The organism is Streptomyces sp. HB132 (genome assembly GCF_016909575.1).
Taxonomy (GTDB): domain Bacteria; phylum Actinomycetota; class Actinomycetes; order Streptomycetales; family Streptomycetaceae; genus Streptomyces.
Genome location: NZ_JAFBGA010000001.1, coordinates 506,719 through 526,682, shown reverse-complemented (window position 1 = coordinate 526,682; position 19,964 = coordinate 506,719). Strand labels below are relative to the sequence as shown.

Below are 19,964 nucleotides of genomic sequence, written 5' to 3'. Positions count from 1 at the left end.
CGCGGGGACACGACGATCTCGGTCCCGGGCTCCACGGCCGTGCCGCCGCCGCTGTGGAACCGGATGCCGTCGGCACTGGTGCCGGTGACTTCGTACGTCGCCCCTCAGGTCTCGCCCCCTGCCTCGTCGCCGCTGTCGACGGCGCCTTCCGAGCAGCCGCCGAGACCGAACGCGGGGTCGCGGACAGCCGCCGCGGCAGCGCGGGCGGCACGGCCGGGCGCCGGTGACGTGTCCGGCGCGATGGGTGCGTCCGGCATGGGTGGTGCGCATGACGCGGTTCATCCGAATCCCCCGATTCCGTTGACCGGCCCTCTCCCTTCGTCGAGAGGCGCACACCGGCGAAGTGGTCAAGCCCTCGCGGAAGGGGCGCGATCGCCGGTCGGAGCCGATTGTCAGTGGCACGTCCTACCGTCGTTCTCATGGTGCTGTCTCACAGGGGAGAAACCCGGCGCTCCACCCACCCGGTGGTGCGTCGGACGAGGGAGCAGGTGCTGGCGCTCGCTCCTGACGAAGCGACACGGGGCGTCGGCCTGGCACTCGCGTCGGAACACGTGTGGTCCGACGCGGGTCACGCCGGCCCGGGCGCGGTATGGGGTGTCTGCCGGGGCGACGGCGTGCCGTACCGCACGGCGGTCGACACCGACGGGGTTTCCCACACGTGCAGTTGCACCGGTGGCAGCCGCCCGTGCGGGCATGTTTTGGGGCTGCTGCTGCTCCTCTCCTCCGGCGCGCCGATACCGGAGGCTCAGGAGCCGCCATGGGTCCTGCAGTGGCTGGCTGACCGGCGCGGGCAGGGAGTCGCAGCGCCGGAGGACCCTGCGGCCGCGGTGTCTGCGGGCAGGGCCGCGGCCCGTCGCGCCGAGCGCAGGGCCGAGCGCGTCACGGGCGGGGCGCAGGAGCTGGACCAGCGGCTCACCGACCTGCTGCGCGGCGGACTCGCGACGACGGACCGGCCGGACTACGGACTGTGGGAGGAGACAGCGGCGCGCATGATCGACGCTCAGGCCCCGGGACTCGCAGGCCGTGTGCGGGAGATGGGCTCGGTAGCTGCTTCGGGGCCCGGCTGGCCGGCACGGCTGCTGGAGGAGTGCGCGCTGCTGCACCTGCTGGACTCCGCCTGGCTGGGGCTCGACCGGCTGCCCGCCCCGCTGGCGGCCACGGTCCGCGCGAGGGTGGGGCTGACGGCCTCTGCGGAGGGCCCGGCCATCCGCGACCAGTGGCTGGTCCTCGCACTGCACGACGCGCCGGAGGGCAGGATCGTCACCCGCCGCATCTGGCTGTACGGCAGGGAGTCGGCGCGTACCGCGCTGCTGCTGTCCTACGGATCGCCGGGGCGCTCCCCCGCCCAGACGCTGCCGGTGGGCGCGGTGATCGACGCCGAGGTGACGCCCTATCCGGGCGGCGGAGGTCTACGGGTCGTGCTGGGACCGCGGTTCGGCGAGCCGGTCGTCACGACAGCACCACCGCCCGGCGGTACGACGGCCGATGCCGTCGCCGCGTACGGGAAGGCCCTGCGGGACGACCCCTGGCTCGATGCCTGGCCGGCCACGCTGCGCGACGTCATACCCGTGCCGTCCGCGGACGGCTGGCAGCTGGCCGGCCGGACCGACGGATCCGCCCTGCCGGTCGCACCCTCGGCGCTGTCCCGGCCGGGCCTGTGGAAGCTCGTGGCGCTCTCCGGTGGTGGCCCCCTGACGGTGTTCGGCGAGTGCGGGCACCGGGGTTTCGACCCGCTGGCCGCCTGGTGCCCCGAGGCCGCTGAGAGCGCCGGACCGGGGGCTGCCGTCGCGCTGGCCTGACGCACCGCCCTCCCGATCAGACGCACCTCCTTGCCCGCGAGGCCCGGACCACCGGAAAGGGAACCGATGCCCACCTCCGACACGACCGGCGTGCCCCTGAGCGCCCCCTGGGAAGACCTCGTCACCTCGGCCCTGCTCGGCACCGACCGGCGCCCGCTCCGGATGGGGGACGGCGCCGCGGCCGGCCCGGCGGCGCTACTCGACGCGGCGGCGGTTCATACCGTGCGGCGCAGGGCGGCTCTGCGGCCGGCCGGCCGGACCGCACTGCCAAAGCCCGCTCCCGCCGATCCCCGGCCACCGCTGCCTGCCGCCGCACGCCGCAGGCTCGCCCAGTTGCTCGCCGACCGGTCGGCACCCTCCGGCGGCGGGCGCCGGGGAGCGGCTCCCGATCTCACCGAGCTCATCCCCCAGTGGCTGGCCTCCGCGGGTGCGCACGGCTACCGGGCGCCCGCGGAGTTGCTGCCCGCTCTGCTGGACGCGGCGAGAGCGCGTACGGACCTTCGTCCGCACGTCCTGGAATTCGCCGGGCCGCGCGGGCTCTGGCTGGCGGCGCTGAATCCCGAGTGGAGGTTCGCGCTGCGGGCCTCGTCCCGCGGCGCGCCGCGCCCGGACACAACGGATCCCGAGGAGGTCGGCGTGCTGTGGGAGGAGGGCCTCTTCGCCGAGCGGGTCGCGCTGCTCGGAGCCCTCAGGGAGGAGGACCCCGGGGCCGCCCGCTCCCTGCTCGCCGGTACCTGGTCCTCCGAGCGGGCCGAGGACCGGCTGATGTTCCTCGACTCCCTGCGATCCGGCCTCTCCGCGGCCGACGAGGCGTTCCTGGAGGGCGCCCTCACGGACCGCAGTCGTAACGTCCGTTACACGGCGGCCGAACTGCTGTCCGCGCTGCCCGATTCGGCGCTCGCCCGCCGGATGGCGGCCCGTGCCACGTCCTGCGTGAACCCCGACCGTACGGGGGATGCCCTGTCCATCGCAGTGGAGGCACCGCACGAGTGCGACGCCGCGATGCAACGCGACGGCGTGGTGCCGACACCGCCCTCGGGTCGTGGTGAACGGTCCTGGTGGCTGGGTCAGTTGGTGGAGTCGACCCCGCTCTGTGTCTGGCGGGAGAGGTTCGGCGGGCGGACGGCACAGGCGCTCGTGGCACTGCCGGTCGCCGACGGCTGGTCCGGCGAACTGCACGCCGCCTGGTGCCGGGCCGCTGTGCGGCAACGGGATCCCGACTGGGCGCGGGCGCTGCTCGGCACCCCCTCTACACCTCCGGCGAACGGCCCCGGGACGGCGTCGCTGGCGGAGCGGTCGAAGCTCCTCGCCACCCTGCCCCCCGGCGAACGGGCGCTCTGGGTCGCCGGCTTCATAGCGGCACACGGCCTGTCCGACGCCTTCCAGCTGCTCGGCGTCTGCTCAGTGCCGTGGCACGGGCCGCTCGGCCGGTCGGTGGTCGATGCGTTGGACATCGCGCGGGACGCGGGAAGCTACCCCTGGAGCTTCAGCGGGGTGATGGGCCTCGCCGAGCGCTGCCTGGACCCCGCCGAGGCGGAGAGGCTCGCGGTCCTCACCACCACGCCGGACGAACCGGAAGGTGCTTCTCCGGGTGCGGGTGGCTACTGGTCGGAGGCTTTCCAGCGCCTGGTCTCCACCCTGCGCCTGCGCGGCACCATGGACGCGGAGCTGGCCCAGGGGGGCACGGAGTGACGGGGAAGGGGCGTGGGCAGGAGCGCACCGGGTGAGGCGCGCCAGGTCAGGGGGCGAGGATCCACCGGCCCGGACCCGCGCCGAGCTCCCTCCGCCGGCCCGGCACCAGGTCCCGGCAGATCCACGGCCCGGCGCTCACCCGGCCCGGGGCCGGACCCAGGAGGCCCGGCCCGGACCTCTCCGGACTCGGACCACCGGCGCGGGCTGGGCGGTCAGGCCTCGGCAGGCTGGCGGACGTGAGCGTTCACCCAGTCGACGATCGAGGTCGTCGTCGCACCCGGGGTGAAGATCTCGGCCACGCCCTGCTTCTTCAGCGGAGCGATGTCCGCCTCGGGGATGATGCCGCCGCCGAACACCTTGATGTCCTCGGCGTCGCGCTCCTTCAACAGCTCGATGACCTTGGCGAAGAGCGTGTTGTGCGCACCGGAGAGGATCGAGAGGCCGATGGCGTCGGCGTCCTCCTGGATCGCCGTGTCGACGATCTGCTCGGGAGTCTGGTGGAGCCCCGTGTAGATGACCTCCATGCCCGCGTCCCGCAGCGCCCGGGCGATCACCTTGGCCCCACGGTCATGGCCGTCGAGGCCCGGCTTGGCCACCACCACACGGATCGGACCGGTCACACCCATCAAAGCCTCCACATGCGTCTCCCGTACCCGGAGGGCCGGTGATGTGAACGAACGTTATCTGCAGCATCCCGCACGGCGCCGTTTCGCGGTGGACCGGGAGGGGGAAATCACACATGGGATATGTTCGCCGGCGTCGTTCCCGACACCGGGCGGCCCCGGCCGCGCGGGGAACGCCGTCGAGGGAGCCGCAACGAGGTCGTCGTACCACCGCGCCGTCAGCCGCACGGCACGGTGGTGCGATCCCAGGCCGCGACAGGCCGCACGAACCTCCGTAGCGACCCCCGTGAGGGTGTACGGGGCAGGAGCCGCCTTCCCCGGATGCCGGTGCAGGAGGTCGGCCATGAAGGTCCTGTCCTTCCTACCCCTACTGTTGCGCAGGCCGTGCCTGCGCCCCAGCCGGCTGTCTTCGACGCTGGTCAGAGCCACCGCGCTGGAGCTGGTGATCCTCGCCGGGCACGTGCTCATGTACCCGTCCGGGCTCACGCCGGAACGCCGCACCCCCGCGCCCCCGCCCCATCCCGATACCGCACCCGGCACCGGAGCGGGACCTGAACCCTCCCCCGGCCGGATCACCCGTACGGCGGAACCGGCGGGGCTGCCCAGGACGAACACGCCTCAGGCCACCGCGCAGGCCACCATGGCCGCGCTGCCCACCGCGGCGGAGGACCGTCCACCCGTCGTCCTCCTGCACGGCTTCATCGACAACCGCTCCGTCTTCGTCCTCCTCCGCCGCTCCCTGGCCCGCCACGGCTGGCACCATCTCGAGTCACTCAACTACTCGCCCCTGACCTGCGACATCCGCACGGCGGCGGAGCTGCTCGACCGCCATGTGGAAGAGATCTGCGCCCGCACCGGGCATCACGAGATCGACATCGTGGGCCACAGCCTCGGCGGTCTGATCGCGCGGTACTACGTGCAGCGGCTCGGCGGGGACCGCCGGGTACGCACACTCGTCACCCTCGGCACGCCGCACGGCGGCACCGCCGCCGCCCCACTGGCCGGCGCCCACCCCATCGTCCGCCAGATGCGGAGCGGATCCGATCTGATCGAGGAACTGCGCCGCCCCGCTCCGAACTGCCGGACTCGCTTCATCAGCTTCTGGAGCGAGCTGGACAGGGTGATGCTCCCGGTCGAGACGGCCTGCGTCGACCATCCCGACCTCGACGCGGTGAACGTGCGTGTCACCGGCATCGGCCATCTCGCCCTTCCGGTGCATCCCGCGGTCGCGTCCGCGATCCGCCAGGCACTCGAATCCGACGGAGCCGCCATCGGCACTCCGGGTTCGGCCTCGGTCGCCTGACCCCCGCTTCCGCGGGCTCCGCACCGCGCGCTACCTGGAGCCGTCGTCACCGAAGTCCGGAGCCCTGGAGGAGCGCGGGCCCCCGGGTGACGTCGGTGGAGACCGTGGTCCCGCACCGGCCGGACCGACAAGGAGCAGCCGGTCCGGCCGGGTTCGCGCCCCGGCCGGACCGACGCACATTTCCTCCCGACACCGGGGTACGAGCCACCCGAGCACCATCACCGGAAGGGAGACAGAGGCCGAACCGCCCTGAGCCCCTTACCGAATAGAACGACTTTCGAACATAAACCCAAGCCTGTCGCCTCGGCTCTCCGAAAGGCGGCCGATTGCCCGTTTCCTGAGGTGCTGAACCCCTCCGAAGATTGTCGTCCTCACGTACCGCCGGGTACAGTCGCGGCCACTGCTCACCCTGGGGTCCCCCCACCGGACCCCCGGAACAGGTCCTGCTGCCGAGGCGAGAGAGAAGTTGGTGAACGACCAGCACCCCCACGCCGGGCATGCCGGATACGACAGCCATTCCACCGGCAACTTCGACACCGACCCGCTCTTCGGGACCCTGCCGGGTCAGCACGACAGCAGCCACGCGGCAACGTACGGCGGCGATTACGCCGCTGCGTACGACAACGGCCACAACGGCGGCCAGTGGGACACCGGCGCGCACCAGCAGGCCTCGTACGACACCTACGACGCCCAGGCGCACCAGAGTTACGACACGACCGCCACCTGGATGCCCGAGGCCGGGATCCCGGCCCAGGCAGCCACCACGGACGCGACGGGACAGTGGGACACCACCGGCTGGGACCACACCGGCCAGGCCGGCCAGTGGGACACCGGCGACACAGGCGCCTTCCCCACCGCCACCTTCGACACCACGGCCTACGCGACCGGCACCTACGCAGCTCCCGCATTCGAGACCGCGGGGTACGAAAGCTACGCGGCCGCCGAGACGGGCACTTTCGACGCCACCGCCTGGAACAGCGGCGCCACGCCCGAGAACGCCGCGTACGCACCCGAACAGACGTCGTACCTGTCGTACGAACACCAGTCGGCGTCCTACGAGTCGTACGGATCGGCCGAGTTCACGTCCCACGAGTCCCCCGGCGCCCACGACCACGCCGAGACCGACGGGACCGGGACCGTCCAGGCGGCTCCGCACCCGGACGCCTACACGGACGGCTACGAAACGGCCCCCGAGGCCCACGACGCCGAGCACATGCCGGACGTCGCCGAGCCGGCATCGGACGTCCTCGACGTGACCGCGGAATCCCCCTCGGCCCAGGCCTCCGCGCGCCCCGTGAGCCGTTCCGCCGCCGGGCGCGGCAGCCGGGGCAGGCGCCGCACCCCCGCGAAGCGGTCCGCCCTCCTCACCGTCGCCGTCCCCTCCGCCTGCGTCATGAGTGTCGCGGGCATCGCCGCCGCCTCGGTGAGCGGTGTCGGCGGAGGCGAGGAGACGAAGGACGACACCACGTCCATGGCGGCCGCCGAGACGGTCAAGCCGGCCGTGGCCAACAACAAGCTGGACACCCAGCTCGCCAACCTCAGTGCCGACGCCGAGAACTTCGCCGACCGCGCCAGCCGCACCCAGGAGCGCATCGACCTGAAGGAGCGTCAGGCCGCGGAGAAGAAGAAGCGCGAGGAGGAGGCCGCCCGCCGCGAGGCCGCACGCCCGAAGTTCGTCCTCCCCGTCGCGCAGCACGGCCTCAGCGCCATGTACGGCCAGGCCGGTGTGAACTGGATGTCCGTGCACACGGGCATCGACTTCCCCGTCGCCTACGGCACCCAGGTGATGGCCGCGACCGACGGCACCGTCCGCACCCAGTGGAACAGCGCCTACGGGAACATGGCCATCGTCACCGCGGCCGACGGCACCGAGACGTGGTACTGCCACCTCAGCTCCACCAAGATCCGCTCCGGTCCGGTCAAGGCCGGCGACGTCATCGCCTACTCGGGGAACTCCGGCAACTCCACCGGCCCGCACCTGCACTTCGAGGTACGGCCCGGCGGCGGCTCGGCGATCGACCCGATGCCGTGGTTCAGCAGCCACGGCATCAACCCGAACTGACACCGGCCGGCCCACGGGGCCGGCCGGGGCTCGGCACACCTGGCCCGCGTGGTCGGCCGATTCGAGGCACAGCCCTTCGACCGGCCGGGGACTCGGGGCCCCTCGACCGGCCGGCTCCGGTCAGAGCTTCTCGACCGGCGCGTAGCGCAACAGCAGCTTCTTCGGCCTCTCGTCGCCGAAGTCGACCGTCGCCTTCGCCTGGTCGCCGAACCCGTCGACCGCCGTCACCGTGCCCAGGCCGAACTGGTCGTGGGTGACCCGGTCCCCGACCACCAGGGTGACCACCGGCTTCTCGGAGGTGCGCCGGGTCGCGAATCCCGAGGGCCCCGACTTCGAGCGTGACGAGGACAGGGACGACGTGATGCCGGACGTCGGTCCCGCCGACGCCGCCATCGGACCCTTGCGCTTCCACTCCAGGTGCTGGTCCGGGATCTCCTCCAGGAACCTCGACGGCGGGTTGTACGAGGGCTGGCCCCAGGCACTCCGCATCGCCGCCCGGGTCAGGTACAGGCGCTCGCGGGCACGCGTGATGCCCACGTAGGCCAGTCGGCGCTCCTCCTCCAGCTCCTTCACCTGTCCCAGCGCGCGCATGTGCGGGAAGACGCCGTCCTCCATGCCGGTCAGGAACACCACGGGGAATTCGAGGCCCTTGGCGGTGTGCAGCGTCATCAGCGTGACGACACCGGAGCCGTCCTCGTCCTCGTCGGGGATCTGGTCCGCGTCGGCGACGAGCGCGACCTTCTCCAGGAACTCGGCGAGGGTTCCCGCACCCTCCTCCTCCGCCCGCTCCTGCTCGAATTCGAGAGCGACGGAGGCGAGCTCCTGGAGGTTCTCGATACGGGTCTCGTCCTGCGGGTCTGTGGACGCCTGGAGTTCGGCGAGATAGCCGGTCCGCTCCATGACGGCCTCCACCACGACCGCCGGCCCCGCACCGGACTCCACGATCGTGCGGAGCTCCTCCATCAGCGTGTTGAACCGCTTCACCGCGTTCGCCGACCGGGCCGCCATGCCGTACGCCTCGTCGACACGGCGCAGCGCCTGCGGGAAGGAGATCTTCTCGCGCATCGAGAGGGCGTCGATCATCGCTTCGGCCCGGTCGCCGATGCCCCGCTTGGGCACGTTGAGGATGCGGCGCAGCGGGACGGTGTCCTCGGGGTTGGACAGCACCCGGAGGTAGGCCAGGACGTCCCTGACCTCCTTGCGCTCGTAGAAGCGCACTCCGCCGACGACCTTGTAGGGCAGCCCGACGCGGATGAAGATCTCTTCGAAGACACGGGACTGGGCGTTCGTACGGTAGAAGACGGCGACGTCGCCCGCCTTCGCGTCCCCGGCGTCCGTGAGGCGGTCGATCTCCTCGGCGACGAACTGCGCCTCGTCGTGCTCGGTGTCGGCGACGTAGCCGGTGATCCGGGTACCGGCTCCCGCGTTCGTCCAGAGGTTCTTGGGGCGGCGGCTCTCGTTGCGCTCGATGACCGCGTTGGCCGCGGACAGGATCGTCTGCGTGGAGCGGTAGTTCTGCTCCAGCATGATCGTGGTCGCGTCCGGGTAGTCCTCCTCGAACTGGAGGATGTTGCGGATGGTCGCACCGCGGAAGGCGTAGATCGACTGGTCCGCGTCACCGACGACGCACAGCTCGCCCGGGGCATCGGCCTCGCCCGCCGGGCCCACCAGTTCGCGCACCAGGGTGTACTGCGCGTGGTTGGTGTCCTGGTACTCGTCGACCATGACGTGCCGGAAGCGGCGGCGGTAGTGCTCGGCGACGTCGGGGAACGCCTGGAGCAGGTGGACCGTCGTCATGATGATGTCGTCGAAGTCCAGTGCGTTGGCCTCGCGCAGGCGTGCCTGGTAGAGCGCGTAGGCCTGCGCCAGCGTCTTCTCGAAACCGTCGGCGGCCTGGCCCGCGAAGGTCTCCTCGTCGATCAGCTCGTTCTTCAGGTTCGAGACCTTCGCCGTGAACGACTTCGGCGGATAGCGCTTCGGGTCGAGGTCCAGATCGCGGCAGACCAGCGCCATCAGCCGCTTGGAGTCGGCGGCGTCGTAGATCGAGAACGACGAGGTGAACCCCAGGCGCTTCGACTCGCGGCGCAGGATCCGCACACAGGCGCTGTGGAACGTCATGACCCACATGGCGTTGGCGCGCGGGCCGACGAGGTCCTCGACGCGCTCCTTCATCTCGCCGGCGGCCTTGTTGGTGAAGGTGATCGCGAGGATCTGCCCCGGGTGCACACCCCGCTCGGCCAGGAGATGGGCGATCCGGTGCGTGAGGACGCGGGTCTTGCCCGATCCCGCCCCGGCGACGATGAGCAGCGGGGACCCGGCGTGCACGACGGCTGCGCGCTGCTCGGTGTTCAGCCCGTCGAGCAGCGCGGCGGGATCGATCGCGGGACGCGGGGCGCCGTCGCGGTAATAGGCGTCGCGCGGCGGCGGAGGCGCGTCGAAGACGTCCTCGAAGAGGCCCTCCGGCACCGCTTCGGGTGCACGCTCCTCAGGGGGCGGCGGGGGGCCGTCCTCCGCTTGCTGGAGGCCGGTCAGGAAACTGTCGTCAAAGAGGCTGCTCATCGCCTCACGAGTCTAGGCGGCCGCACCGACAGCCCGGGCCGCATCGACGACATGGGACCCGGACCGTGCGCGCAACGAGACGGTTCGCCCACGTTACGTGAGATTCGAGGGCTCTTTTCGGCCGCGCGGACCCTCACCCCGAAAAGGTCACGAAAACGTATCGGGCATATCGAACATCAACCTTCACAGAGACACCACGGGTTGGTTAGCGTGCTCCGACGGGTGCCCCGTACCCCTTTGAGGCGAACCGCGCCGCACGGGCACCCCCGCCGAATCCGTACTCCCCGAACGGGGCCCGGAACCGGGGACCCACACGCAGCACCGGGGTGAATCGGTCCGTCTCCGCCGGACCGTAGGGCAGCCTTCCGTTCCGCCCGACCCCTCCCCCAGTGCCCGAACGGCCTGGGGGGACCCCATCGCTAACCCGGTAGGCAGTCCACGGAAGGAGATGCCGGCCTTGGCATCGCATCGCAAGCCGCGCACCCGCCGCGCGCGCACCACCCCAGTCGTCGGCCTCACGACGGTGGCGCTCGCCTCCGTCACCCTGCTCTCCACCCAGAGCGCGACGGCCGCACCCACCGAGCCGAAGCCCGGTATCGAGGAAGTACAGAAGAAGGTCGACGCCCTCTACCGGCAGGCCGGTACCGCGACGCAGCAGTACAACAAGGCGAAGACCGCTTCGGCCGAGCAGCGCTCCGAAGTCGACGCCCTGCTGGAGGCCGCGGCGAAGCGGGCCGACAAGCTCAACGAGACGCGCCGCGAGCTGGGCAGCTACGCGGCGGCGCAGTACCGCAGTGGCTCCATCGCCCCGACGGCGACGTTCTTCCTCGCGGACGACCCCCAGTCGTACTTCGACCAGGACCAGCTGATGGCGCGGATGACCAGCCAGCAGCAGAAGGCGGTCGCGGACTTCCGTACGCAGCAGAAGGAGGCCGCGGAGAAGCGCGTCGAGGCGACCAAGAGCCTGGAGACGCTCACCAAGTCGCAGGCCGCGCTGCGCACCAGCAAGCAGCAGGTGCAGACGAAGCTCACCGAGGCCCGCTCGCTGCTGTCGAAGCTGACCGCCGAGGAGAAGGCGCGACTCGCGGATCTGGAGCGCAAGAAGGAGGCCGAGGCCGAGCGCAAGGCCGAGGAGCTGGCCCGGCAGCAGGCCGCCGCCCAGAAGGAGCAGGCCGAGGACACCGCCGAGGAGGAGGCCGGCACGGGCACGGGCTCCGGCACCGGCACCGGCACGGGCTCCGACAGCGGCTACGCCTCGAAGGCCGAGAAGGTCCTCGCCTTCGCACGCGCCCAGATCGGCAAGCCGTACGTCTGGGGAGCCACGGGCCCGTCCTCGTACGACTGCTCCGGGCTCACCCAGGCCGCCTGGAAGAACGCGGGCGTCGACCTGCCGCGCACCACCTGGGACCAGGTCGAGGTGGGCACCCGGGTGGCCACGGCGAACCTGCGGCCGGGGGACCTGGTCTTCTTCTACGACGACATCAGCCACGTCGGCATCTACAAGGGCGACGGGATGATGATCCACGCACCGAAGCCCGGGGCGAACGTCCGCGAGGAGTCGATCTACTACATGCCGATCTACGGCAGCGTGCGCCCGGCGTAACGGCCCGGCGCCCAGCACGCGGCCCCGACCGGCCGGAAACGCGGGAGGGGCCCGGGTCGTCCCGGGCCCCTCAGCCGTGCGCCCGCCCGCTCAGGTCCAGAGCGTGGCGATGAAGATGTTGGCGACCGTCAGCCCGCCGACCGCGGCGAACGCCGCCTTGTCCACCTTCTCCTCGTCCCGCTTCACGTAGACGAGCGCCAGGATCACGATCAGGACCAGCAGCTTGACGCCGATCTTGATGTTGTTCACGCTCTGGTCGTCCGCCTGGTTGAGTCCGACCAGGGCGACACCCGTGACGAGCATGGTGAGCGCACCGTGCAGCATGGCCGGGACGAAGCGGGCCGTGCCCGCCCCCATGGCCTTCATCTGGGTCAGGAAGCCGCCCAGCAGGGAGGCGATACCGATGATGTGCAGGGCCACGAAGACATTGATGAGTACGTCCATGGCCGCAGCCTAACCGCGGCCATATCACCACTCTTCGGCCAGGTACGACTTACCGATGAGTTGCCCGCGAGTCTGCACGAATTGCCGGACTCCGGTTGAATTTTCCTGTCATCCGAAGGAAACGAAACAGCACATGAGGGCAATAGCTGTCATTACGCCTCTTCCCCGTGTGCCGGGCTTAGCGTCCCTCCCAGGTGACCGGTTCTGCTCCACCGTCCCGTACCGGGCGGCGCCCCCCGGTCGCCCCGCCAGGAATCCGGCGGCGGGCCACTCCCCCTGTGGTGACCCGCCGCCGGACCCCGGCGGGCCCGCCGGCAACCCACCGACGGGCAGTCGATCGGAAGGACGCACCACCCTCGTGGCCGCCCATCGAGAAGCCGCTCACCGCAAACCCGGACCGCGCCTGTTCGCCGGGCCCGCCGCCCGCACGGCGGCCACGCTCGCCCTCGCCGGGGCGGCCGCCGCGACCGCCCTCGAGGGCGCCGCGCAGGCAGATCCCCAGGTCACCCCGGCGCAGGTCAAGGCCAAGGTGGACCGGCTCTACCACGACGCCGAGGTGGCCACCGAGAAGTACAACGGCGCGAAGGAGCGGGCGGCCGCGACCGAGAAGTCCCTCGACGCGCTGCGCGACGAGGCCGCCCGCAGGACCGAGCGCCTCAACACCGCACGCGACGCACTCGGTTCGTTCGCCACCGCCCAGTACCGCAGCGCGGGGATCGACCCCGCCGTACGGCTGGCGCTCTCCTCCGACCCCGACCAGTACCTGGAACGAGCCTCCTACGAGGACCGGGCGGGCGACCGACAGGCCGGCGCGATCAAGGGCGTGCGCCGGCAGATCAGCGACATCGCCCAGCTGCGCGCCCGCGCCGAGGACGAGCTCGCGGACCTCGCCACCCGCCGGGCCGAGCTGGAGAAGCACAAGGACTCCGTCCGCACCAAGCTCGCCGACGCCCGGAAGCTCCTGGCCACCCTCACCGCCGACCAGCGCGCCGACTACGAGCGCTCGGCCGACGCCGCGCACGGCGGTGGTGGCCGTGCCGACCGGAGCACGGCCCGCGGCTCGGTGACCGCCCCCAACGCCCGCGCGGCGCAGGCCGTCGACTTCGCGTACGGGGCTCTCGGCAAGCCGTACGTCTGGGGTGCCACCGGTCCCTCCTCGTTCGACTGCTCCGGTCTCACCCAGGCCGCCTGGCGAGCAGCGGGTGTGTCACTGCCCCGCACCACGTACACCCAGATCAACGCGGGTCAGCGCGTCTCCCGCTCCGAACTGGCGCCGGGGGACCTGGTGTTCTTCTACTCCGGAGTCACCCACGTCGGGCTCTACATCGGCGGTGGCCAGATGATCCACGCCCCGCGCCCGGGTGCGCCCGTACGTATCGCGCCGATCTCCGAAATGCCTTTCGCCGGAGCGACCCGGGTCGCATAGGCTCCCGGGCCCATGGACACAAGCATCCAGGACTACGCGCGCTCGAACACGCTCCGCTCCCCGGACCATTACCGGGTGGGGCCCTTCACGGTGCGCCACAATCCGGGCTGGGAACTGAAGTTCGCCAACTACGCCATTCCCGACCAGGACGCCGAACCCACCGAGGCGGAGGTGGCCGACCTGGTCGCGGCGTTCCGCGAGCACGACCGGCTGCCCCGGCTCGAGTTCCTGCCCTCCTGGGCACCCGCGGTCGAACCGGCCCTGCTGGCAGCCGGCTTCACCGTCGAGAACCGTGCCCCGGTCATGGCCTGTACCGCGGATACCCTCCTGGCTCCGAAGCCGGTGGACGGGCTCCGCATCGCCGAGCCCGCCACCGACACGGAGTTCACCTCGGCCGCCGCCGTCCAGCACACCGGTTTCGGCGGCGAGGGCGGTCCCGACGACGGTGAGATCGCGTGGCTCCGTGCGGCGACGGAGGGCGGCGGCGTCTCGGGGCTCGCCACCGTGGGCGGCCTGCCCGCCGGCGCGGGCGGCTGCTCGGCCCCGATCGACGGGATCGGCGAACTGGCCGGCCTGGCCGTAACCGACGCCTTCCGCCGCCGGGGCGTCGGCGCGGCGCTCTCCGCGTGGCTGACCCGCGCCGCCTTCGAGCGCGGCTTCGACGCGGTGTGGCTGGAGCCTGGCAGTCCCGACGTCGAGCGGGTCTACGCGGGCATCGGCTACCGCAGGACCGGCGAGAAGCTCAACATCTCGCTCGGCCCCGCCTGAGCCCGATCGCCTTGAACCCCGCTGAGCCGATCCGCCTGAGCCCGATCCCCCTGAGCCCGCGATCCCGCCCGAGCTTGCGCGGGGCTCAGACCAGCCGCCGCGCCGTGGCCCACCGGGTCAGCTCGTGCCGGTTGGACAGCTGGAGCTTGCGCAAGACGGCCGAGACGTGGGACTCGACCGTCTTCACCGAGATGAACAACTGCTTGGCAATCTCCTTGTACGCGTATCCCCGGGCGATCAGCCGCAGCACCTCGCGCTCGCGCTGCGTCAGCCGGTCCATGTCCTCGTCGACCGGCGGGGCGTCCGTCGAGGCGAAGGCATCCAGGACGAAACCGGCCAGCCGCGGCGAGAACACCGCGTCGCCGTCCTGGACCCGGAAGACGGAGTCGACCAGATCGGCGCCGGTGATGGTCTTGGTGACGTAGCCGCGGGCACCGCCCCGGATGACGCCGATGACGTCCTCGGCCGCGTCCGAGACGGACAGCGCGAGGAAGCGCACCGGGTTCTCGACGGCACCCATCATCGGTGCGCAGCGCCGCAGCACCTCGACGCCGCCGCCTCCCGGGAGGTGGACGTCGAGGAGGACGACCTCGGGGCGGGTCGCGGTGATCACGGTGACCGCCTGGTCGACGTCGGCGGCCTCGCCGACGACCTCGACCCCGGTCTCCTCGGTGCGGCCGATCTCGGCCTGGACCCCGGTGCGGAACATCCGGTGGTCGTCGACGAGCACGACCCGTACCCGGCGCTCCGGGCCCCCGGTGGCTTCGGTGTTCTCGGTCATTCGCTCGCCCTTTCCATCTCCAGCTCGACTTCCGTGCCCCCGCCGGGCACCGAACGCAGCCGCGCCGTACCGCCGTTGCGCTGCATCCGGCCGATGATCGATTCTCGTACGCCCATCCTGTCGCCGGGCACGGCGTCCAGGTCGAATCCCGGCCCCCGGTCCCGTACGGAGACGAAGACCGTGCGGCCCTCGACCTCCGCGAAGACCTGGACGGCGCCGCCCTCGCCACCGTACTTGGCGGCGTTGACCATCGCCTCGCGTGCGGCCTGCATCTGCGCCGTCAGCTTCTCGTCGAGCGGGCAGTCACCGACGACGACGACCTCCAGCGGGACGCCGTGCTTGTCCTCCACCTCGGCGGCGGCGCGCTTGACCGCCTCTGCGAGGTTCGTGGGCTCGTCGTCCTCGTCCTTGCCCGTACCCGACGGGTCGTACAGCCAGTTGCGCAGCTCGCGCTCCTGGGCGCGGGCCAGTCTGCGGACCTCGCCGCCGTCGTCGGCACTGCGCTGGATCAGGGTGAGTGTGTGCAGGACGGAGTCGTGGACGTGGGCGGCGACCTCGGCGCGCTCCTGGGCCCGGATGCGCATCAGACGTTCCTCGGACAGGTCCTGTGTCATGCGCACGAGGTAGGGACCCGCGAGCAGCGCGATACCGGTGACGACCGCGACGGCGGCGGTCAGCGCGGTGCCGAGCTGGGCCGCCGAGCCGCGCACCACCATGAAGGCGGCGAGGCCGAGGCCGACGAGTGCGACACCGGCCAGTCCACGGGCCAGGTGCAGCACGCGACGTCGGCGGCCGACCTCGATCCAGCGGGCGCGTCGGGCGTTGTCGGCCTGACGCCACACCAGGACGGACCCCGCGCCGATCAGCAGCGCCGGCCAGACGTAGCGGTCCGCGTCGCTCCCCATGTCGACGTTGCCGACGAAGACCAGTGCGCCGACGAGCAGCGCGACCAGGGCGAAGACCTGGCCCTTGTCGGGCTTGCGGAGTCTGCGCCGGCCGTCGGGCGCGGTCTCGAAGAGGGACTTCTGCATGCCTCCCGCCCCACCGGCGCCGCCGACACCGCCCACCCCGAGCGGTACGACGATCCAGAAGACGGCGTAGAGCAGGGCGCCGAGGCCGTCCGCGAAGAACAGCCCGAGGAAGACGAACCGGACCCAGGCGACGGGCAGCCCCAGATGTCCGGCGAGCCCGCGCGCGACGCCGCCGAGCATCCGTCCGTCGGCGCTGCGGTACAGCTTGCGCGGCACCTGCTCCTCCGGGTCCGGGGCGTGGGAGCTCGGGGCTCGGGTCGTGGCTGCTGGCATGCACCGATCGTCACACGTACCGGTGGGCCGTGGCATCAGGGTCCGCCCCCGACCCGACCCTGATGCGTCGCCGCCGCGGTCCGGGTCTCCGACACGGGCCCGCGGCGGGCCCCCAGGGGCGGGAGGGACGGAATATCAGGGATCGTCCAGGGTCGTCGCGGGTCCCACGAGGACGTACGGGCCGTCACCATGGAGCCATGACCGTTCCCCAGGACGCTTCCCCGGGCGTCACGCCGCCCCCCGAACCGGCACCGCGGCTGCAGCGCAGCCCGCGGCGGAAAGTGGTGGCCGGGGTGTGCGGCGGACTCGGCCGGTACTGCGACGTGGACCCGGTGATCTTCCGGATCGTGCTCGGCGTCCTCGCGGTGACGGGCGGCATCGGTCTCATCTTCTACGGCTTCGCATGGCTGCTGCTCCCGGTGGAGGGCGAGGACGAGAACGAGGCGCGGCGGCTGCTCTCGGGGCGGGTCGAAGGCGCCTCCCTGGTCGCCCTGCTACTGGCCCTGGTGGGCTGCGGGCTGCTGCTGTCGATGCTGCACAACGGCGGGATGCTCGCCTTCGCCGCGATGCTGTCGCTGAGCGTGATCGGCTTCTCGGTGTGGACGCAGCACCGCAGGACGATCCCCCCCGAGGACGCGCCGGGCACGGCGGCGCACACCCCGAAGAGCGCGGCGCACACTGCCGGGCACGGGGCGCCGCCCGAGGTGAAGGCGCCACCCACGCCGGGCAGACCGTCCTGGTGGCGGGATCCGATCGTCAAGGACGGCACGACCGGCCCGGCGGGGACCGGCTATCTGTGGGGCCCCGCCGACGCGGTCTCCGAGGCGGCGGAGCCGGGCAGGCGCAGGGTGGCCCCCGACGATCCGTTCCGCCCTCCCCACCGTGCGCAGGGCACCCGGGGCCCACGCTCGATCGCCGGCCTCGTGTTCCTGTTCGCCCTGATCGCGGGCGGCCTGGGAACGGGGCTGAGCTGGGAGACCCATCCGCTGGGGACGAGTCTGCAGATCGGGCTCGCCGCCGCTCTGGGGGTGTTCGGCCTGGGCCTGCTGGTCGCGTCCGTCCTCGGCCGGACCGGCTTCGGTACGATCGTGCTGGCCATGATCACGGCCGGGCTGCTCGCGGGTGCATCCGCCATCCCCCGGGACATCGGTACCGACTGGGCCCGCAAGGAGTGGCGTCCCGCGTCGGTGGCCACGGTCCGGCCGGAGTACAAGGTCAACACCGGTATCGCGAAGCTGGACCTCTCCCGGATCACCGTGCCGAAGGGCGAGACCCTGCGCACCCGCGTCCAGGTCGCGGCGGGCCGCGCGCTCGTCGTCGTGCCCGCTGGGGTGACGGTGAAGGTGGACGCCGAAGCGGGCCTCGGCGACATCCAGTTCCCCACGGACCTGCGCAAGGACGTGGACATCGCCCCCGACCGGCACACCCGGCGGACCATCGAACCCCCCGAGAACAGCAAACCCGCCGGAACCCTCGAACTCGGCATGGGAATCGGCATCGGACAGCTGGAGGTCACCCGTGCTGCGTCATGAGATCCGGCCCGGCCGCGCGGTGGCGGGCCTCGTCATGCTCACCTTGGCGGGCGGCTACGCGGCGGACGCGGCGGGCGCGTGGAACGCCCCGTGGACGTTCTTCGTACCCGTGTTCGTCGGCGGCCTGTGGCTGGCTGCCACGGCGACCTGGGTGAGCTACCGGGTGCGACGGCGGCGCGGGGCGCGGACGGCGTCGGCGGAGGCGTCGGCACCTGGTTCGACCCGAGTGCCCTGACCACCACCGGCAAGCCGGATCAGCCGATCTTCGGGGCGCTGTCGGGGAGGTCGGCGGCGCACTCGCAGCCGATGACGTCGCGGGCTGCCGCGCGGGCGACGTCGGCCGTCAGCGCGGAGAGCTCCGCCGTCCTGGTGCTGTCCTCCGTCTCGGAGACTCCCGCGATGCCGACGGAGACCTCCAGGGCATCCTTACGGACCTTCGAGTACGGGCAGTCGACGAAGAGCTCGGCCCTGTTGTTACCGACGTACCCACTGGCCGGTCCGAGCGAGAGCGGAGTGTTGTCTGGCTTCGACGCGTCCTGCTGCACCGAATCCCAGGTGAAGTCGGGCTCCTGGATCCTGCTGTACTTGATTTCGAGATCCCCGCCCCCGCCGGACAGGTCGCACTTCCCCAGCCCCTTCGACGCGTCAGCCATGAAGTTCATGGAACTCTCCTCGAAGGCCCCGCTCTCCGGCAGCAGAGACTCCACGTGGGTACCGGGCACCGCCTCCTGACACACCCGGTCGGGTACGGAGAGAGCCGGCTTCTGATCCGGCAGGAACAGGGCGACGCCCACTCCGGCAACTACGAGGACGCCCATGGCGGCGAACACGATCTTCTTCCGCCTGTTGCCGGCCGTAACGCTGCCCAGCCCCGTAGTTGTCGGTCGACGATCGGTTCCGATGAGCTACTTGATGTAATCGTCGATCTTCGACACCGAAATACTCGTCTGGATGTGGACCTCGTCCTTGGAGTGCTGTGCGCGCGTGAAGTCGAAGTGGTTCGAGATGTGCGCGCACGCCTCCTTCAAGGTGCCGGTCTGGCTGTTCCACGCGTCGTGCAGCTCGGTCAGCGCGGACCCCATGTCGAGACCGTCGTTGAAGAGGTCGATCGACGCGGTGAACGTACTGGGGCGGGCGAAGTCGCTGGCCGTCCCGAACTGCTGGCGCAGCTCGTACGCCGTGTTCCCCAGCTTCCCCAGCTGGTCGTCGTGCACGACCAGATCACCGCTGGACGCGCTGCCGCCACCCCCGGCCGCGGGAGCCTGGTTGAGCTGCATGCGCGCGGAGCTCCTCTCCGCAGCGTCGCTCTTGAGTTGTTCCCATTCATCCCATGCCATGGCGCTTGCCCCTTCCCCGTACGTCAGCAGACCTGTGTGGACGCCGCCGCTGCAATCACGCTAACAACTTGCGTGCAGGGCGAACGCACTGGATGGGCACGGGTTCAAAACACTCACATCGAAGTGCCCGCCCTTATGCGATATGCCCGACGTGGGCCGTCGGCCGTCAGAGCCCCCTGCGGCGTCGCTGTCCCCTCAGCGCGTCCACCGACCAGTAGGGCGTGCCGGCGAGCAGCAGCGGCAGCCAGGCCATGAGGTAGATCAGGTCGTTGCCGTAGTAGTACGGCTCGGTCTGCCAGCTGACGGTCAGCCACAGGCTGAGCGAGATCAGCGCCCCGCCGAGTGCCGCGAGCCGGCCCCACAGGCCGGCCAGGGTGCCCAGGCCGACGAGGAGCTCACCGATCGCGATGGCGTAGCCGAAGCCCGAGGGACTCTTAAGCGCCAGGTCGACGAGGCCCGGGATCGCGGCGCTGTCGCGTACGGCGTGCATCATCTCGCCGATGGAACCCGCCCCGTCGGCCGACAGGAACGCGCTGTCGGTCAGTTTGTCCAGCCCCGCGTAGACGAACGTGACGCCGAGAAAGATCCGCAGGGGCAGGAGCGCGTACTCCCCCGCCCGGTCCCTGAGACTTCTCGGCTCGTCCAGCCCGTAGGAACCGCCCCTGTAACCGCGCATCACCGCTCCGCCTTCCGTTGGCCTTTCAACAGACCTTACGTACGCGGAAGGCTGG

The 19,964-nt window shown here is 71.5% G+C and carries 18 protein-coding genes; 9 read left to right on the top strand and 9 right to left on the bottom strand.

Translation table 11 applies throughout. The features are described from left to right. Nucleotides 1-104: 104 nt before the first annotated feature. Complete coding sequence (locus JOC24_RS02610; RefSeq protein ID WP_205018422.1) at nt 105-257, bottom strand: hypothetical protein; 153 nt, start codon at nt 255-257, stop codon at nt 105-107. Nucleotides 258-419: 162 nt separating this feature from the next. On the opposite strand from JOC24_RS02610, the gene JOC24_RS02605 reads away from it, so the two are divergent. Further along, nucleotides 420-1,799 carry an SWIM zinc finger family protein gene (locus JOC24_RS02605; protein ID WP_205018421.1) on the top strand — a complete coding sequence of 460 codons (1,380 nt, stop codon included), beginning with the start codon at nt 420-422 and terminating at the stop codon, nt 1,797-1,799. A 66-nt stretch (nt 1,800-1,865) separates the two neighbouring features. Next, nucleotides 1,866-3,491 carry a DUF5691 domain-containing protein gene (locus JOC24_RS02600; protein ID WP_205018420.1) on the top strand — a complete coding sequence of 542 codons (1,626 nt, stop codon included), beginning with the start codon at nt 1,866-1,868 and terminating at the stop codon, nt 3,489-3,491. Nucleotides 3,492-3,703: 212 nt separating this feature from the next. On the opposite strand, the gene JOC24_RS02595 is transcribed toward JOC24_RS02600, so the two are convergent. Beyond that, on the bottom strand, nt 3,704-4,117 hold the full coding sequence (locus JOC24_RS02595) for a cobalamin B12-binding domain-containing protein (protein WP_205018419.1): 414 nt from the start codon (nt 4,115-4,117) through the stop codon (nt 3,704-3,706). A gap of 340 nt (nt 4,118-4,457) precedes the next feature. Here JOC24_RS02595 and JOC24_RS02590 point away from each other — a divergent pair, with 340 nt between their 5' ends. Both JOC24_RS02590 and JOC24_RS02585 read left to right on the top strand, forming a co-directional pair. After that, complete coding sequence (locus JOC24_RS02590) at nt 4,458-5,417, top strand: esterase/lipase family protein (RefSeq protein ID WP_205018418.1); 960 nt, start codon at nt 4,458-4,460, stop codon at nt 5,415-5,417. Between the two features lie 469 nt (nt 5,418-5,886). Further along, a complete protein-coding gene (locus JOC24_RS02585; RefSeq protein ID WP_205018417.1) occupies nt 5,887-7,479 on the top strand; it encodes a M23 family metallopeptidase in 1,593 nt (530 codons plus the stop codon). 120 nt (nt 7,480-7,599) lie between these two features. On the opposite strand, the gene pcrA is transcribed toward JOC24_RS02585, so the two are convergent. Further along, a complete protein-coding gene (pcrA, locus tag JOC24_RS02580) occupies nt 7,600-10,038 on the bottom strand; it encodes a DNA helicase PcrA (RefSeq protein WP_205018416.1) in 2,439 nt (812 codons plus the stop codon). A gap of 448 nt (nt 10,039-10,486) precedes the next feature. Here pcrA and JOC24_RS02575 point away from each other — a divergent pair, with 448 nt between their 5' ends. Continuing rightward, nucleotides 10,487-11,641, top strand: a complete 1,155-nt coding sequence (locus JOC24_RS02575) for a C40 family peptidase (protein WP_205018415.1) — start codon at nt 10,487-10,489, stop codon at nt 11,639-11,641. 90 nt (nt 11,642-11,731) lie between these two features. Here JOC24_RS02575 and JOC24_RS02570 read toward each other — a convergent pair whose 3' ends face one another. Continuing rightward, nucleotides 11,732-12,085 carry a hypothetical protein gene (locus JOC24_RS02570; RefSeq protein WP_205018414.1) on the bottom strand — a complete coding sequence of 118 codons (354 nt, stop codon included), beginning with the start codon at nt 12,083-12,085 and terminating at the stop codon, nt 11,732-11,734. A gap of 358 nt (nt 12,086-12,443) precedes the next feature. On the opposite strand from JOC24_RS02570, the gene JOC24_RS02565 reads away from it, so the two are divergent. Together JOC24_RS02565 and JOC24_RS02560 are read left to right on the top strand one after the other, a co-directional pair. Beyond that, nucleotides 12,444-13,511 carry a C40 family peptidase gene (locus tag JOC24_RS02565; protein ID WP_205018413.1) on the top strand — a complete coding sequence of 356 codons (1,068 nt, stop codon included), beginning with the start codon at nt 12,444-12,446 and terminating at the stop codon, nt 13,509-13,511. Nucleotides 13,512-13,523: 12 nt separating this feature from the next. Then, nucleotides 13,524-14,279, top strand: a complete 756-nt coding sequence (locus JOC24_RS02560) for a GNAT family N-acetyltransferase (protein ID WP_205018412.1) — start codon at nt 13,524-13,526, stop codon at nt 14,277-14,279. An 85-nt stretch (nt 14,280-14,364) separates the two neighbouring features. Here the strand turns inward: JOC24_RS02560 and JOC24_RS02555 are convergent, their stop codons facing one another. Together JOC24_RS02555 and JOC24_RS02550 are read right to left on the bottom strand one after the other, a co-directional pair. Beyond that, entirely contained in the window at nt 14,365-15,060 is a 696-nt protein-coding gene (locus JOC24_RS02555) for a LuxR C-terminal-related transcriptional regulator (protein ID WP_205018411.1), read from the bottom strand. Next, nucleotides 15,057-16,364 carry an ATP-binding protein gene (locus tag JOC24_RS02550; protein ID WP_205018410.1) on the bottom strand — a complete coding sequence of 436 codons (1,308 nt, stop codon included), beginning with the start codon at nt 16,362-16,364 and terminating at the stop codon, nt 15,057-15,059. Before JOC24_RS02550 ends, JOC24_RS02555 begins: the two co-directional genes overlap by 4 nt. Before the next feature lie 197 nt (nt 16,365-16,561). Here JOC24_RS02550 and JOC24_RS02545 point away from each other — a divergent pair, with 197 nt between their 5' ends. Together JOC24_RS02545 and JOC24_RS02540 are read left to right on the top strand one after the other, a co-directional pair. After that, nucleotides 16,562-17,896 carry a PspC domain-containing protein gene (locus tag JOC24_RS02545; protein ID WP_205018409.1) on the top strand — a complete coding sequence of 445 codons (1,335 nt, stop codon included), beginning with the start codon at nt 16,562-16,564 and terminating at the stop codon, nt 17,894-17,896. Then, nucleotides 17,883-18,131 (top strand): hypothetical protein, encoded by a 249-nt coding sequence (locus tag JOC24_RS02540; RefSeq protein WP_205018408.1) that lies wholly within the window; start codon nt 17,883-17,885, stop codon nt 18,129-18,131. The genes JOC24_RS02545 and JOC24_RS02540 overlap by 14 nt, the downstream gene beginning before the upstream one ends. A 19-nt stretch (nt 18,132-18,150) precedes the next feature. Here the strand turns inward: JOC24_RS02540 and JOC24_RS02535 are convergent, their stop codons facing one another. The 3 genes from JOC24_RS02535 to JOC24_RS02525 all read right to left on the bottom strand — a co-directional run bounded on the left by JOC24_RS02535 (nt 18,151) and on the right by JOC24_RS02525 (nt 19,909). Continuing rightward, nucleotides 18,151-18,726 (bottom strand): hypothetical protein, encoded by a 576-nt coding sequence (locus JOC24_RS02535; protein ID WP_205018407.1) that lies wholly within the window; start codon nt 18,724-18,726, stop codon nt 18,151-18,153. Nucleotides 18,727-18,801: 75 nt separating this feature from the next. Further along, nucleotides 18,802-19,233: a hypothetical protein gene (locus tag JOC24_RS02530; RefSeq protein WP_205018406.1), complete on the bottom strand. Its 432-nt coding sequence runs from the start codon at nt 19,231-19,233 to the stop codon at nt 18,802-18,804. Between the two features lie 166 nt (nt 19,234-19,399). Continuing rightward, on the bottom strand, nt 19,400-19,909 hold the full coding sequence (locus JOC24_RS02525; RefSeq protein ID WP_205018405.1) for a DoxX family protein: 510 nt from the start codon (nt 19,907-19,909) through the stop codon (nt 19,400-19,402). Between the last annotated feature and the right edge of the window lie 55 nt (nt 19,910-19,964).